A 14426-nucleotide genomic window follows, 5' to 3' on the forward strand; every position below is an offset into this window, starting at 1 on the left:
GACTGGGGGCAGGACACGCTGGCGGCCCGCGTCGGCGAAAGCCGCTACCCCTGGCTGGCGGCCAACCTGTTCGTCGCGGGGACGCGCACGCACCCGGCGTGGGTGCGGCCGTGGACGATGGTGCAGCGCGGGGGAGTGCGCATTGCCGTCATTGGCGTGGCGCTGCGGACCACGCCGGAGGTGGTGCTGGTGGGGCGCACGGCGGGGCTGGAGTACGGCCCCGAGGCGCCCGCCATCAACGAGGCCGCCCGGGCGGCGCGCGCGGCCGGGGCGGACTTCGTGGTCGTCACCGCGCACGTGGGTGCACTGTGCGAGCAGCCCGGGCGCGCGCCGGAGGAGCTCTCCACCGGCTGCAGCGGCGAACTGCTGGAGGTGGCGAGGGCCATCACCGAGCCGGTGGACCTGATCGTGGGCGGCCACAGCCACGCGCGGGTGATGACGACGGAAAACGGTATTCCCATCGCCGAGGCGTCGTCGTACACGCGGGCCTACAGCATCACGGACCTGGAAAAGCGGGACGGACGCGCGGCGGTGGTCGCGCGCGCCATCCGCACGCCGTACGCGGACGAGGTCACGCCCGACACGCAGGTGGCGCGCATCGTGGCCGCGTTCGAGCGCGAGGCGCGCCCGCTCACGGAGCGCCCCATCGCCCGGCTGGGGTCGGAACTGGACCGCGAGGGGGGCGAGTTTGCGCTGGGCAACCTGATGGCGGACGCGTTCCGCGTTCAGACGGGGGCGCAGGCCTCCATCATCAACAACGGATCCATCCGCGCGGAACTTCCCGCGGGGACGGTGACGTGGGGCCACTTCTTTGAGCTGCAGCCCTTTGCCAACGCGCTCGTGACGACGGAAGTCACCGGCGCGCAGCTTCGCGCGGCGCTGGAGAACGCCGTGTCCGGCGGCCGCGTGGACGCACACGTTTCCGGAATGACGGTCACGTGGGATTCCACCGCGCCATCCGGCTCGCGCATCCGCGAGATCCGGCTGTCGTCCGGACGCGTGGTGCGCGACACGGACCGCGTCACGCTGGGGCTGTCGGAGTTCGTGGCGACCGGCGGCGACCGCTACACCTCGCTGGCGGCGGGGCGCACCACGAGGACGGCGCTGATCGACCTGGACGCGCTGATCGCGTACGTGCAGTCGCTGCCGCAGCCCGTCGCCGCGCCGGCCGTGGGGCGCTGGCGAATCGTCCGCTGAGCTGCCCCGCTCGCGTCCGCAGGCGCGGCTGAACAGCCTTCCTCCGGTACCGCGGGGGCTGCACGGGGGTCGGGGACGGGGGAAAGACGGAGGGTTGGCGGGGCGCACGGGGGTGGATAGATTTTGCGGCGACATCCGTTCCTCCTCCGCTCGTGCGACATTCCATGAAGCTGCTTTCCGCCGCGGTTCTCGCCTCCGTCGTCCTTGCCCCGGCCGTGCGCGCCCAGGCCGCTCCCGGTCCGGCGCAGCGCTGCGCCGCCGTGCCCGACACCGCGCAGGTGCTCACGCCGGCGCAGGTGCGCGACCAGCGGGCGCTGAACGCCGAGCTGAACACCATGATCCGCGCCAGCGGGCAGACGGAGCCCGTGCTGGTGATGGTGGACCAGGACAGCACCCGCCGCGACATCCACGTTCTGGACGCCCTGGTGGACGAGGCGACGACGCGCGCCGTGACCGCCCGCGTGGAGCGGTACCTGACCGCCACGCCGCGGCGACGCACCTTTCAGTCGCTGCTGCGCCCGGGGATGGAGACGCCGGTGCTGGCGCCGCGCAAGCAGCGCTGCGTTCCCGAGTTGGACAACGTGAGCGAAATCAGCGAGATCACCTCGCGGCTCATGGTTTTGCACCCACTCCGGGCGCAGCAGGCGCAGGGAGCGGCCCGGCCCGTGGCCCTGCTGCGACTGGTCGTGAACCGTGAAGGTCTGGTTTCATGGGCTGCCGTGCTGCGCCCCACGGGCGATGCGTATCTGGATGCCAACGTCGAAGAGATCGCGGCGCGGATGAAGTTTCTTCCCGCCACGCTGGACGGCGTCGCGTTCGACTCGTTCGTCACCTATCCACTGCGCTTCTGAACCGCGGAGAGGAGGCGCGCACGACGGCGGCCGTGGCGCCACACCCCGGGACCCCTGGAAAGCGCGGCCGTCGTTGACGGCCCGCCCCCGATCGGGTACACTTGCGCGCCGCACGCACCGCGGCGCGCCCTTTGTTTCCGCCCGCTCCGCATCATGGATTCGCTGCAGGTTCTCGCCCCGCTCACCGCCCTGGTCGCCGGCTTTGCGCACGCGCTGGAGCCGGACCACATGGCCGCCGTCACAACCTTCGTGTCGCGCCGCCCGCGCCCGCTGCAGGCCGTGGGCTTTGGGGTGCGGTGGGGCATCGGCCACTCCGCCGCCATCCTGGTGGTGGGGTGCATCCTGATCGCCCTCGACATCCGCCTGCCGGACCTGCTGGCCCGCGGACTGGAATTCGGCGTGGGCGCCATGCTGCTGGGGCTGGGCGGATGGCTGCTGTGGAGCGTGCTGCACGACCGCGCGCACCGCATGGCCCACGCGGGTGCGCCGGCGGACGACGCGCACGCGCACGGCCACTCGCACCGGCACGGCTCGCTCTGGGTCGGGATGGCGCACGGGCTGTCGGGAACGGCGCCGCTGGTCGCGGCCGTTTCCGCCACGGCCGCGGGGTCGCCGCTGCAGGCCGCAGGCTACCTGTTCCTGTTCGGCGTGGGGACCACGGTGGCCATGGCGCTGTACGCCGTAGTGGCGGGGCTGGTGTTTGACCATGCGGGGCACCGCGGGCCGGCGCTGTCCGGCGCGCTGCGTGCGCTTACCGCGGTGGGAAGCGCCGGCATCGGCGTTCTGTGGATGGTGAACGCCGCCTTTCCGGCCTGACGCCGGATCGCGCGGAATGGCGGTACCCAACCTGACCAGCGGACACACGAGATGTCGGAAATGAATGAAGCCGGGGCGCAGCCCGCGGTGACCATCAAGGCCAAGAACAACGGACCGTTCCTGGTGGAAGGCCCCTTTCGCCTGATCGACGCGGACGGGCAGGAGTACAACCTGGAGCCCGGCAAGAAGTACAACCTGTGCCGCTGCGGCGCGTCGGTGAACAAGCCGTTCTGCGACGGCACGCACAGCAAGATCGGCTTTGCCGCCGCGGAGCGCGCCGTGCGCGAAGCCGAGGGCGGCGCGAGCTGATCCGCCCGTCGTCGACAAGACCATCGGCCGCCCGGCGCCCACACGGCGCCGGGCGGTTCGTGCGTTTGTGGCGAACTGCGTGCGCCGCCCGTTCGCCCTGCACCCATCCAGAGCGCCAGCACGAATCCTGCATCGTAAATATGCGCGGCAAAGGAGTCGATTCGTCTCCATCCCCCGCACATCCACATCCCCCCGATGGAGGGCACCATGAAGAAGCTGAAGCTGGCCGTGGAGCAACTCGACGTCGTCTCGTTCCGCCCGAGCGAAAAGGACGACCCGCGCCCGGGCACGGTGAACGCGCACATGAAGCCGCCCACGTACGAGTTCTGCACGTGGGAGTCGTACTGCCCGTGCTCCGGTTACTACTGGTGCAACGACTGACCCACGCACGCGGACGCAGATGCGCGGATCCGCCCGGCGCCACACGGTGCCGGGCGGTTCTGCATGCCGAGAACAGGACGTTTGCTTGACAGTGCCCGCGCCCGCGGGTAGCATCCGCCTCCCCGGAACCGCGGATGGATGCGCGGCGCTCGCTTGCCCTACAGGAGAACACATGTCCACCGGATCGCTGCCGATCGAAAGGCGCGGCTACGCGCACCCCGAGGCGCTCGTTTCCACCGAGTGGGTGGCCGCGCACATGACCGACGCCGACATCCGGCTGGTGGAAAGCAACGAAGACGTCCTGCTGTACGACATGGGGCACATTCCCGGCGCCGTTCGCCTGGACTGGCACGTGGACCTGCAGGACGAGTACATGCGCGACTACCTGAACGCGGAGGCGTTCGCCAGGCTCATGTCGGAAAAGGGGATCACGCCGGACACCACGGTGATCTTCTACGGCGACAAGAACAACTGGTGGGCCACGTACGCGCTCTGGGTGTTCCGCCTGTTCGGCCACGAGCGCGTGCGGGTGATGGACGGCGGGCGCAAGAAGTGGGTGGACGAGAACCGGGGGATGACGGACGAAGTGCCCTCGTATCCCGCCACGGAGTACCGGATGCCGGTGCGCGACGATTCCGCCATCCGCGCGTTCCGCGAAGACGTGCTGGCGCACGTGAAGCGGAAGGGGCAGATGATCGACGTGCGCTCGCCCGAGGAGTTCAGCGGCGAAAAGCTGCACATGCCGGACTACCCGCAGGAAGGCGCCATGCGCGGCGGCCACATTCCGGGCGCGCGCAACGTGCCCTGGGCGCGCGCGGTGAATCCCGACACGGGCGAGTTCCGCCCGGCGGAGGAGTTGCGCGCGCTGTACGAGGAAGGCGCCGGCCTGCGCCCGGGCGAGGATACCATCGCCTACTGCCGCATCGGCGAGCGCTCCAGCCACACGTGGTTTGCGCTGCGGTACCTGCTGGGGTACGAGAACGTGCGCAACTACGACGGCTCGTGGACGGAGTGGGGCAACGCGGTGCGCCTGCCCATCGAGCGGTAGGATTGCGGGATGGATGGAGGACGGGGCGGCATCCGGTTGCGGGTGCCGCCCCGTTTTCCGTTCTCGTCGAGAGCTTGGGACCCTCTCCCAGGCCTCCCCGTGCAAACTCCACGCGGAAAGGGGAGAACGGCAAATCACGGTGCGGTCGAGAGAGGGTCGTGCGGCGGGGCTGGGGCCCCCTCCCCCCAACCCCCTCCGCCCGCTCCGCGGGAGAGGGGGAGCCGTTCGGCGCGGTGCAGGGTTCGGCGTGGGGCCTCGGGCCTTGTCCGGCGGTTGAAACCGCGCCTCGAAAAACACGAAGTCCGCCTTCGCGCCGCCTGCGCTGACTGCATCCGCGGCTTCGGTGCGCATCCCGGTCGCGGCGTGCGGTACGAAGCTGTAACCTATTGCGTACCAAAGGACTTGTCATCCTGAGGAGGCGCCGGACGAACTTACCGCCGCGCCGACCCGTGGCGCCGACGAAGGATCTACTTTTCGCCCGTTCCAACCTCGCTGGACGCGCGAAAACGACGCCAGCGATATGTAATCGGTTGAAGCCTCGATCGTGGGCGCGTCAGCGGCCACGAGTCGGGGCTTACCGCTTCTCGAGCGGCGGATTCATCCCCTCAGGAGGGCTTCGGGCGGGAACGGCGCCGCGCTCCGCGCGGGCCCCTCCCCCGGCCCCTCCCCGTGCAAACTGCCGCACGGAGAGGGGAGAACTGCGGATCGGTGTGCTCCGGAGAGTGCAGGTGAAGTCCCCCCGTCTGTTGGGGGGGACTTTCCGTCGTTGTCGCGGCGAATTCATTCGCTCAGCCCTGCCCGCTCCCCGCGCCGGACGCCGACCCCGCGCAGGCACAGCCTCACAGCTAGTACCGTGAGGCTTTCAGCCGTTGTTGCGGCGGATTCATCCGCTCAGCCCGCACCGATCCATTCGTCCACCAGCCCTCCCCCAGTCCGTTTTGGGGGAGGGTGGGCCGGTGGTGCCGGCCCGGGTGGGGGCCGCCGTGGAACTCCGCCTCCTTCACCCGGCTCCCCCTCCAACCATCCCATCTGTTCCCAACGTGGCCGGGTCGGATCGCATCGCGCGGAATCGCTTGACGCGCTCCGCCCGCGCGGGTACACTCCGCCCCCGCATGAGCCTACCCGCATCCGAGCCCCCGCGCGAGTTCGAGGTCGTACGCGACCCGCTCTGGAACACCATTCGTCTGGACGCGGTGGCGCTCCGGATTATCGACACGCCCGAATTCCAGCGGCTGCGCCACATCCGGCAGCTGGGGCTGGCGTACCTGGTGTACCCCGGCGCCACGCACACCCGGTTCGACCACGCGCTCGGCGTGTACCACCTGGCCCGCATGGCGCTCGGCGTGCTGGGCGAGCGCGGCGAACTGGCGGGGGTGGATCCGGTGGACTGCCGCATCGTGCCGTACGCCGCGCTGCTGCACGACATCGGGCACTACCCGTTCTCGCACGCGCTGGAAGAACTGGGCGAGGAACTGGTGAGCGCCGACCACGAGGAGCTCGCCGGCCGCTTTCTGGACGCGGACGGCATCCGCGCCGCGCTCCTGGAACTGTCCCCCGACGCCCCGGCGCGCATCGCCGACCTGATCCGCGGCCGCTCCGCATCTCCGCTGCAGGGGCTGGTGTCGGGGAGCCTGGACCTGGACAAGCTTGAATACCTGCGCCGCGACGCGCGCTTCTGCGGCGTGCCGTACGGCGAGGTGGACGTGGACCGGCTACTGAACGCCATCACCCTGCTCCCCGAGCCGCGGACGGGGCGGGTAGAAATCGGCATCCACGAAAAAGGGCTGTCCGCGCTGGAATCGCTGCTCTTCTCCAAGTACCAGATGTTCCGCAACGTCTACTGGCACCACGCGGTCCGCTCGGCCACGGCGCTGTACAAGCGGCTGGTGCACGACGCGCTGCTGGGCGGCGTGGTGACGGCGGAAGAGCTGGTGGGGCAGTCCGACGAGCGGCTGATGACCATTCTGGAGCTGCGGGCCGAGGGGCGCGAGGACCCGGCCAGCCGGCGCGTGGCGGAGCGGTGGATCCCCGCCGTGCGCCGCCGCCGCCTTCCCAAGCGGGCCATGGAGGTTCCCGCGGACGAGCTGCGCGGCCTTCCCGGCGACGCCTGGATCGGCGCGCGTCCGGACCTGCGCGGCGCGCTGGAGGCGCGGCTGGCGTCGGAGCTGGGGCTGGACGAAGGGTGCGTGCTGGTGGACTATCCGGAAAAACCAAGGATGCTGGGGCTGAACCTGCTCCTGCTGCGCCGCGCAGGCGCCGTGCAGCGGCTTTCGGACCATGGCGGGCGCGCGGGGCTGCACCTGCCGCGCGTGTCGGACGACCTGTACCTGAGCGCCCGCGCCTTCCGCGTCTTTACCACCGAGCGGCGCGAAATTCCGGAGGACCGTTTGATCGCGCTCCTGTCCCTGCCCGAGGCGGAGGCGGCCGCGCGCCTCGCCGGCCCGGAGCCGCTGCTGTGAGCGACGCGGAGCGGCTGGCCGGCGCCGGTGCGCACCTGCTGCTGGCGGAAGACGATCCGTCCGCCGCACGGGTGCTGCGGATGATTCTGGAGCACTCCGGCTACCGCGTCACCGTGGCGCCCGACGGCGAAACGGCGCTGCGCATTCTGGACGAGCAGGGGCCGCCGGACCTGCTGCTGCTGGACTGGATGCTCCCCGGCATCAGCGGGCTGGAGGTGTGCCACTCCGCCCGCCAGCGGTGGGACGCGCTGCGCCTCCCCATCCTGATGGTGACGGCGCGGACGGACCCGGAAAGCATCTACGCCGCATTCGACGCCGGGGCCAGCGACTACGTGGGCAAGCCGTTCCGCGGCGCGGAGCTGCGGGCGCGCATCGAGTCGCACCTGCGCACGCAGCGGCTGTGGGCGGAGCGGCAGGAGATGGAAGAGCACCTGGCCGAGCGCGACAAGATCTTTACGCTCGGGCTGCTGGCCGGCGGCGTGGCGCACGACCTGAACAATCCGCTTGCCGTCATCAGCGGGCACGCGCAGGTGCTGCAGCGGCGCGTGCAGGACCCGCAAACGGCGGAGCACCTGGCCGAGATCCTGGCGGCGGTGGACCGGTGCGCGCACATCGTGGCCGACATGCTCAACTTTGCGCGGCGGCACCCGGCGGAGCGCATACCCGTGGACGTCGCGCAGGTGCTGCACGCCACGCTCGGGATGCGGACGCGCAAGCTGGCCACCGGCGGCGTGGACCTGCAGGTGGACGTGGCCGACGACCTGCCGATCATCAGCGGGGACGGGCACCAGCTTCAGCAGGTGTTCCTGAACATCCTCGTCAACGCGGAGCAGGCCGTGGGGGAGAGGGGCACGGTTCGCGTCACCGCGCGGGCGGTCCCGGCCTCCGCGGACGACCGCGACGTGGTGGTGGAGTTCTGGAACGACGGGCCGCGGATTCCGCCGGAACTGCTGCCGCGCATCTTCGACCCGCTTTTCACGACCAAGGCGGGCGAAGAGGGAACGGGGCTGGGCCTGTTCATCTGCCGGCGCATCGTGCGCGAGCACGGCGGCACGGTGGAGGCGCGCAGCAACGCGGAAGGCACCACCTTCACCGTCTGCATCCCCGCGCATCCCCCCGCCCCGCCAGCTCGGAGCTGAACCGATGCGCACCCTTTCCATTGCGCTGGCCGCCATCCTGCTCGCCGCGTGCGACCGGGCGAAAGCACCGGACGGCCGATCGACCACTGACAGCGTTCCGCCTTCTGTGAACCAGTCCGCGGGCGTGGATACGGCCATCGCGCCACCGCGGATGAGCACGCCCGTGTCGGATACCGGGCTGACGGTCGTGGTGCGGAGGGTGCAGCCGGGCGTCTACACGCTCGCAGGCCGCACCCGCTCCGCGGAGGTGCTGCAGCTTTCGGTGGAGGACGGGCACAACGTGCTGTACGGGCCCACGGAAGTCACCGTGGCCGGCGGCGCGTTCACGGCCGAGGCGCGGCTGGAGCCGACGGAGGCACGGACGGTGTTCGCGTACCTGGCCGACCTGGAGGGAACGCGGCAGTGGGTGGTTCCCATTCCGCTGGACAGCGCGGCGGTGCACTGGAGCGGCGGCGGCGAGGCGGCGCTGCCTGCTCCCGGAACGGATTGAGGGAGATGACGGATCTGGACGAAGCCCCGGACGACGGGCAGGGCGGCGCGGGGCGCGCGGCGCTGGAGGGGATCGTGGTGGTCCTGTGGCAGACGCAGGACTACGTGAACATCGCGGGCACCATCCGCGCGATGAAGAACTTCGGGCTGAGCCGCATCCGCCTGATTCAGCCGGAACTGTGGGACCCGTACCGCATCGAGGGGATCGCGCACGGCACACAGGACGTGGTGGCGCGCGCGGAGATCCACGATTCGCTGGAGAGCGCGCTGGGCGACTGCTCGTACGTGGTGGGAATGACGGCGCGCCCACGCCGGGCCAAGCGGGCCGTGGCGCGGCCGCGGGCCATCGCGCCGGAACTGCTGGCGCGCGGCGCGGCGGCTGCGGCGGGGGAGACCGGCCCCGTGGCGCTGCTGTTCGGGCGGGAAGACCACGGGCTGAGCAACGAGGCACTGGACCTGTGCCACCGCACCTGCATCATCCCCACCTCGCACCACGCGTCGCTGAACCTGGCGCAGGCGGTGCTGGTGATGGCGTACGAGATGTGGATGGCGGCCGAGGGCGCGGATCTGGAGTTCCGCCCGCCGCGCCGGGACGCCCCGCCGGCGGACATCGCCATGCTGGAGCGCCTGTTCCAGGATTCCGAGCGCGCGCTGTGGGCGGTGGACTTCTTCAAGAGCCGGCAGACGGAAAGCGTGATGCGGACCTTTCGCGAGCTGGTGCGCCGCGCGGACCCGGACCAGCGCGAAGCCGGCTTCCTTCGCGCCATGGCCATCGAAGTGGTCAAGTACGTCCGCCGCGTCGGAGGCCTGCCCCCCGAGGGCGAGCCGCGCGACTTCCGCACCGGCCTGGGCGAGGGCCCGCCAACGGAAACCTGATTGGGCTCTAACAGAGGCACAGAGACACGGAGAAAAAAACAGGGAGAAACAGGATCATCGAGCATTCCTGGCTTCGGTGGGGGTTCTCCTCCTCTGTGTCTCTGTGCCTCTGTTAGAGGATAGCCGTTTCCACAGCAACAGAAACACGAAAAGGCCGGAGCGTCGCCGCTCCGGCCTTTTCTCATCCCTCAGACAACGGCGTCAGCCGCGAATCGCAGCTTCTACCGCAGCAATCAGGCGCCGACGCGGGTCACGTTCTCGGCAGCCGGACCCTTCGGGCCATCGACGATGTCGAACTCCACCGTCTCGCCCTCGGTCAGCGACTTGAAGCCTTCCTGCTTGATGGCGGAGAAATGCACGAACAGGTCCCTGCCACCATCGCGCTCAATGAAGCCGAAGCCCTTGGCGTCATTGAACCACTTGACCTTCCCGGTCGAACGATCCATCTCCTACTCCTGCTGCTGCGGTGAGCATGTACGAGGCGCGGCTTATCCGCGCCGGTGTCCGGCGCCGGACCGTCCCGGCGCGCGGCGATCGTTCCCCGGACGGGGAACGCTATGTAGGCTCGGCGCATCCGCCAGTGCGGACGGCCGCGAATCCACTCGGTGAAGCTGGGAGTCTGGTCCTTCGGGAAACCGGATGGTGCGGGATTGACCGGGGACGTTCTGGGCTGCCAGCGGGGCCACGTGCGGAGGTTGTGCCGTGTTGCTGCGCCTAGATAAGAGGCGCGCCGAGCTTTGTCAAGAAAAATCGTCCAATCCACCCCGCATCGCTCCTCAGGGGACACGGGCCGGGAGCCGGATCTCCAGCCCGGACCCGCCGGGCGCCCGCGCGGGGCGGCTGCGCACCCCTCCGTTCAGCTGCCCCACCAGCCACGATACGATGCCCGGCCGCCACCCGTCGCTCGCGGACGGCCGCGGGTGCGGCGCAGGCGCGCTCCCCTCCGGCGCGGGCCCGTCGTCGCACACGGAAAGCAGGATCCCGGAAGTGTCCGCCGGGTCCACCGTCAATTCCACCAGCACGTGCCCGCGCGACCGCCGCGCCGCCCCCAGCAGCAGGTGCGTCGCCAGTCGCGAAAGAAAGCTTTCCCGCCCGCCCATGGTGGTCCCCGGCGGCAGGTCGCACACCAGCCGCACCTCCGCCGGCCCGCTGACGGGCACAAAGCGGCGTACGGCGCGCTCCACCGTGGCCCGCGGATCCCACGCCACCTCCGGCGACACCGCGGCGCCGCGCAGGGTGTCGATGGTGTCGCGCAGCATGGCGCCCAGCTCCGCGCTCGCCTCCACCGTGCGCTCCAGCTCCGCCACCGCGGGACGTCCCCGGCGCGCCTCGGCCGCGGCCAGCCGGGTGCGCTGCTCCAGCGCGTACGCCACGTCCGCCAGGTCGTGCAGCAGCTCCGCGGAAAGCTGGCCCAGCTGTTCCAGCCGGTCGCGCACGGCGGGTCCGGAGCGGCCGTCGCCGGCGGAAGGGGGATCGGGGATCATGGGCACCTCACGGTCGAACGAAATCAGGTGGCCGCGGCCAGGGCGGGTTCGCGCGGCGCGGGCGCGGCGGACGCGGGAACCATGCGCGGCTCCACGGCCGGCCCCGCCTCCGCGGCGCGAAAGCGGGCGGCCAGGGCGTCCAGCGTCCCCGCCGTACCCGCGGTGCGCTGCGTGGTTTCCGCCAGGTGCTCCATCGCGCGGCGCTGCTCGTCCGCGGCGGCGGCGCCCCGGCGGGCGCGCTCCAGCGAGGTGCCGGCGATGGCGCGCACGCGGGCCACGTCCGTGCGCAGCGCCGTCATGGATTCCGCCTGCCGGTCCACGTCCCCCGTAATGCGCTCGATGAAGTCCACCGTGCGCCCCAGCCCCGCCACGATGCTGCCGAGCGAATCGCGCCCGGCACCCGCCACTTCGCCCACCCCGCCGATGCGCGCGCCGCCCGCGTGCAGCCGCTCCCGCACCTCCGCCAGGGCATGCGCCGTCTGCTCCACCACGGCGGACACCTCCGCCGCGGAACTGGCGGACTGCGCGGCGAGCTGCCGCACTTCTCCCGCCACAACCGCGAATCCCCGCCCCTGCTCCCCCGCGCGCGCGGCCTCGATCGCGGCGTTCAGGGCGAGCAGGTTGGTCTGCTCCGCGATCTCCTGGATGGCGCTCACGAACCCGCTCACCCGCGCCCCGGCCGCCTCCAGCGCGTCCACCGCCAGTTCCAGCCGCCGGTAGTCGTCCCCAAAGCCCACCAGCAGCGAGCCGGCGCGCTCCACCCGCTCCGCGTGCGCCTCCGCTTCCACCCGCAGCCCGCGCGCGACCTCGGTGGACTGCGTGGCCTCCGCGCGCAGCGCTGAGCTCTCCGCCGCCAGCGCGTCCACCGCGCGCTCGCTGCCGCCCAGCAGCTCCATCTGCTGCGCCGCCTCGTCCGCCACCGCGGTGGCGTTGTCGCCGATCACCCGCGCGGCGGACTGCACTTCATCCACCGTGCCCGCAAGCACTTCGCTGAGCGAGGCGACCGCGCGGGCGTTCTCCTGGATCTGCCGCACCATCTCGCCCACGGTCTGCGACATGGCGTTCACGGAGACGGACAGGAATCCGATGTCGTCCAGGTGGCGGTCCGGAAGCCGGGTGGTAAAGTCGCCCTCCTGCGCGCGGGCCAGCGCCTGCCGCACGCGCCGCAGCCGCCGGGTGTAGGCGATGGGGCCCTGCATGGCCAGCCATCCGGTGCCCAGCAGAAAGAGCAGTTCCAGGACGATGACCCACGCTTCCGCTCCGCCCCGCCCCTCGAGCCCGAACCAGCGCCCGATCGCGTAGCCGATGGCGCCCTGAAGGAGCTGCATCCGTGCGGCGCGCGGCATTCCCAGCGCGTAGCCGCCGACGGCGAAGACGAGATAGGGAAGGATCAGGTAGCCGCGCTCGCCCAGAAAGGCGGCGAACACGGAGAGCACCAGCGTGTCCACGGCCTGCACGCCCCAGAACTGCCAGGGAGCAAAGCGGCCGCTGCGCTCCAGCCGCCAGACGATGGCATTCGCGGCCACGTTCACCGCGCTGAGGGCCAGCGCCTGGTTCAGGGTGATGGAAAGCGAGCCCGTCGCCTGCCCCACGGCCGCCATCCCCACGGCGAGCACCACGAGGAACCAGCGCATGCGGATGGCCTGCCGGTGCCGCTCGCGCATGACCGTCCAGCGCTCACGGGCAAACAGTTGGTCGAAGTCGGTGGAAGAGCTTTGCACGGGAGCGATCCTGCGGGGCGGGAACGGCGGGGAGCGCCCCGGGCGGGGCGCGGTACGGCTCCGTCATTCTCGCGCGGAGTGCGGGACGGTGTCAAGCATCCGCCGTCGTTTCTGCTGCCGTACGGCGGAGCAGACTCCACGCGTCGCGAACGTGCGCCTCCGTCGTGCGCAGGTTGCCGATGGCGAAGCGCAGCGCCAGCCGGCCCCGCACGCGCGTGTGGCTCAGGTACGCGCGCCCGCCGGCGTTCACGGCCGCCAGGATGCGCTCGTTGTGCGCGTCCGCCTGCGCGTCGTCCAGCCCGCGCGGCGCGTGGCGAAAGACGACCAGGCTCAGCGGCACCGGCGCCACCGTCTCCCACTCCGGCTCCGCGTCGATCCACTCCGCCAGCAGCCGCGCGAGGCGCACGTGCTCGCGAATGCGCGAGGCCATCCCTTCCGCGCCAAAGTAGCGCAGCGTCATCCACAGCTTCAGCGAGCGGAAGCGCTTGCCCAGCGCGGGCCCGTAGTCCATCAGGTTGGTGACGCCCTCGCCCTCCGGCGTCACCAGGTACTCGGGGACGAGGGAAAAGGCGCGGCGCACGATCTGCGGCCGGCGCGTGAACAGCACCGAGCAGTCGATGGGAACGAACATCCACTTGTGCGGATTCACCACGAGCGAGTCCGCGCGCTCCGCCCCGTCCAGCACGCCGCGAAGCTCCGGCACCAGCGCCGCCGATCCCCCGTACGCCGCGTCCACGTGCAGCCACACGCCCTGCCGCTCGCACACGTCCGCGATCTCACGCACCGGGTCGATGCTGCTCGTCGACGTCGTTCCCGTCGTGGCGATGACGGCAAGCGGGAGGATTCCCGCCGCGCGGTCCTCGGCGATGGCGCGCTCCAGCGCCGCGGGATCCATCCGGAAGCGGTCATCCGTCGGGATCTTGCGGGTTCCCGCGCGCCCGAGGCCCAGGGTGATCCCCGCCTTCTCGATGGACGAATGCACCTCTTCCGACGCGTAGACGCGCAGCCGGGGCAGGTCGCGCCCGCTCATCCCCTCCTCGCGCACGTCCAGCCCCGCCGCCTCGCGCGCCGCCGCGATGGCGATGAGCGTGCTGATGGAGGCGGTGTCCTGAATGGTGCCGTGGAAGCCCTCCGGCAGCCCCATCATCTGCCGCAGCCAGTCCAGGGTGCGCTCTTCCAGCTCCGTCTGCGCGGGGCCGGTGCGCCACAGCATGGCGTTGGTGTTCAGCGCGGCCGCCAGCATTTCGCCCAGAATCCCCGGGCCGCTCCCCGTGATGCTGAAGTACGCAAAGAAGTCCGGGTGATTCCAGTGCGTCACCCCGGGGATGATGACGTCCCGGAAGTCCCGCAGGATGTCGTCTACCGGTTCGCCCGCGTCTGGCGCGGAGGCCGGGAGCCGCGCCGCGACCTCGCCCGGGCGCACCTGCGCGAGGACGGGATACTCGCCGACGCCGGCCAGGTAGTCCGCCATCCAGTCCACCACCTGGTGCGCATGGCGGCGGAACTCCTCGGCCGGCATGTCACCGTATTCTCGCGTGCTGCTCATGCGTACGTGCTTTCGGTGATGATGACGAACTGCAATCTCTAACAGAGGCACGGAGACACAGAGGGAGAACGACGGAACAGCGGCTCGTTGCTGTCTCTTGTTCCTCCGCC

13 protein-coding genes and 1 pseudogene are annotated in these 14426 nt (G+C 71.0%); 10 read left to right on the forward strand and 4 right to left on the reverse strand.

What is annotated here, in order from left to right; genetic code table 11:
* The 10 genes from VF665_RS12285 to VF665_RS12330 all read left to right on the forward strand — a co-directional run.
* Positions 1 to 1197, forward strand: a 1197-nt coding sequence (locus VF665_RS12285; RefSeq protein WP_331053715.1) for a bifunctional metallophosphatase/5'-nucleotidase, incomplete at its 5' end; no start/stop codon positions are given.
* 164 nt (positions 1198 to 1361) lie between these two features.
* Complete coding sequence (locus VF665_RS12290; protein ID WP_331053716.1) at positions 1362 to 2048, forward strand: energy transducer TonB; 687 nt, start codon at positions 1362 to 1364, stop codon at positions 2046 to 2048.
* 153 nt (positions 2049 to 2201) lie between these two features.
* On the forward strand, positions 2202 to 2864 hold the full coding sequence (locus VF665_RS12295; RefSeq protein WP_331053717.1) for a sulfite exporter TauE/SafE family protein: 663 nt from the start codon (positions 2202 to 2204) through the stop codon (positions 2862 to 2864).
* 51 nt (positions 2865 to 2915) lie between these two features.
* Positions 2916 to 3173 (forward strand): CDGSH iron-sulfur domain-containing protein, encoded by a 258-nt coding sequence (locus VF665_RS12300; protein WP_331053718.1) that lies wholly within the window; start codon positions 2916 to 2918, stop codon positions 3171 to 3173.
* Between the two features lie 207 nt (positions 3174 to 3380).
* Entirely contained in the window at positions 3381 to 3554 is a 174-nt protein-coding gene (locus tag VF665_RS12305; RefSeq protein ID WP_331053719.1) for a hypothetical protein, read from the forward strand.
* A 172-nt stretch (positions 3555 to 3726) separates the two neighbouring features.
* Positions 3727 to 4602, forward strand: a complete 876-nt coding sequence (locus VF665_RS12310) for a sulfurtransferase (protein WP_331053720.1) — start codon at positions 3727 to 3729, stop codon at positions 4600 to 4602.
* A 1112-nt stretch (positions 4603 to 5714) separates the two neighbouring features.
* Positions 5715 to 7061 carry an HD domain-containing protein gene (locus tag VF665_RS12315; protein WP_331053721.1) on the forward strand — a complete coding sequence of 449 codons (1347 nt, stop codon included), beginning with the start codon at positions 5715 to 5717 and terminating at the stop codon, positions 7059 to 7061.
* Positions 7058 to 8200: a sensor histidine kinase gene (locus VF665_RS12320; RefSeq protein WP_331053722.1), complete on the forward strand. Its 1143-nt coding sequence runs from the start codon at positions 7058 to 7060 to the stop codon at positions 8198 to 8200. Before VF665_RS12315 ends, VF665_RS12320 begins: the two co-directional genes overlap by 4 nt.
* 4 nt (positions 8201 to 8204) lie before the next feature.
* Positions 8205 to 8690, forward strand: coding sequence for a hypothetical protein (locus tag VF665_RS12325; RefSeq protein ID WP_331053723.1), 486 nt, complete (start codon positions 8205 to 8207; stop codon positions 8688 to 8690).
* 5 nt (positions 8691 to 8695) lie between these two features.
* A complete protein-coding gene (locus tag VF665_RS12330; protein ID WP_331053724.1) occupies positions 8696 to 9565 on the forward strand; it encodes an RNA methyltransferase in 870 nt (289 codons plus the stop codon).
* Between the two features lie 233 nt (positions 9566 to 9798).
* On the opposite strand, the gene VF665_RS12335 is transcribed toward VF665_RS12330, so the two are convergent.
* The 4 genes and pseudogenes from VF665_RS12335 to VF665_RS12350 all read right to left on the reverse strand — a co-directional run bounded on the left by VF665_RS12335 (position 9799) and on the right by VF665_RS12350 (position 14316).
* Positions 9799 to 10011, reverse strand: a complete 213-nt coding sequence (locus tag VF665_RS12335; protein ID WP_331053725.1) for a cold shock domain-containing protein — start codon at positions 10009 to 10011, stop codon at positions 9799 to 9801.
* A 330-nt stretch (positions 10012 to 10341) separates the two neighbouring features.
* The gene (locus tag VF665_RS12340) at positions 10342 to 11049 is read right to left on the reverse strand and encodes a hypothetical protein (protein ID WP_331053726.1); all 708 of its coding nucleotides are present in this window, start codon (positions 11047 to 11049) and stop codon (positions 10342 to 10344) included.
* 23 nt (positions 11050 to 11072) lie between these two features.
* Positions 11073 to 12215 (reverse strand): annotated as a pseudogene (locus VF665_RS12345) (methyl-accepting chemotaxis protein); the annotation flags it as partial.
* Positions 12216 to 12861: 646 nt separating this feature from the next.
* Complete coding sequence (locus VF665_RS12350) at positions 12862 to 14316, reverse strand: pyridoxal phosphate-dependent decarboxylase family protein (protein ID WP_331053728.1); 1455 nt, start codon at positions 14314 to 14316, stop codon at positions 12862 to 12864.
* Positions 14317 to 14426: the final 110 nt, after the last annotated feature.

The organism is Longimicrobium sp. (assembly GCF_036387355.1).
In the GTDB taxonomy this organism is placed as follows: domain Bacteria; phylum Gemmatimonadota; class Gemmatimonadetes; order Longimicrobiales; family Longimicrobiaceae; genus Longimicrobium.

What these genes read in the sequence shown, in the direction of transcription:
- VF665_RS12290 (WP_331053716.1), top strand. Translation starts at nt 1,362, where the DNA reads ATGAAGCTGCTTTCCGCCGCGGTTCTCGCCTCCGTCGTCCTTGCCCCG.
- VF665_RS12295 (WP_331053717.1), top strand. Translation starts at nt 2,202, where the DNA reads ATGGATTCGCTGCAGGTTCTCGCCCCGCTCACCGCCCTGGTCGCCGGC.
- VF665_RS12300 (WP_331053718.1), top strand. Translation starts at nt 2,916, where the DNA reads ATGTCGGAAATGAATGAAGCCGGGGCGCAGCCCGCGGTGACCATCAAG.
- VF665_RS12305 (WP_331053719.1), top strand. Translation starts at nt 3,381, where the DNA reads ATGAAGAAGCTGAAGCTGGCCGTGGAGCAACTCGACGTCGTCTCGTTC.
- VF665_RS12310 (WP_331053720.1), top strand. Translation starts at nt 3,727, where the DNA reads ATGTCCACCGGATCGCTGCCGATCGAAAGGCGCGGCTACGCGCACCCC.
- VF665_RS12315 (WP_331053721.1), top strand. Translation starts at nt 5,715, where the DNA reads ATGAGCCTACCCGCATCCGAGCCCCCGCGCGAGTTCGAGGTCGTACGC.
- VF665_RS12325 (WP_331053723.1), top strand. Translation starts at nt 8,205, where the DNA reads ATGCGCACCCTTTCCATTGCGCTGGCCGCCATCCTGCTCGCCGCGTGC.
- VF665_RS12330 (WP_331053724.1), top strand. Translation starts at nt 8,696, where the DNA reads ATGACGGATCTGGACGAAGCCCCGGACGACGGGCAGGGCGGCGCGGGG.
- VF665_RS12335 (WP_331053725.1), bottom strand. Translation starts at nt 10,011, where the DNA reads ATGGATCGTTCGACCGGGAAGGTCAAGTGGTTCAATGACGCCAAGGGC.
- VF665_RS12340 (WP_331053726.1), bottom strand. Translation starts at nt 11,049, where the DNA reads ATGATCCCCGATCCCCCTTCCGCCGGCGACGGCCGCTCCGGACCCGCC.
- VF665_RS12350 (WP_331053728.1), bottom strand. Translation starts at nt 14,316, where the DNA reads ATGAGCAGCACGCGAGAATACGGTGACATGCCGGCCGAGGAGTTCCGC.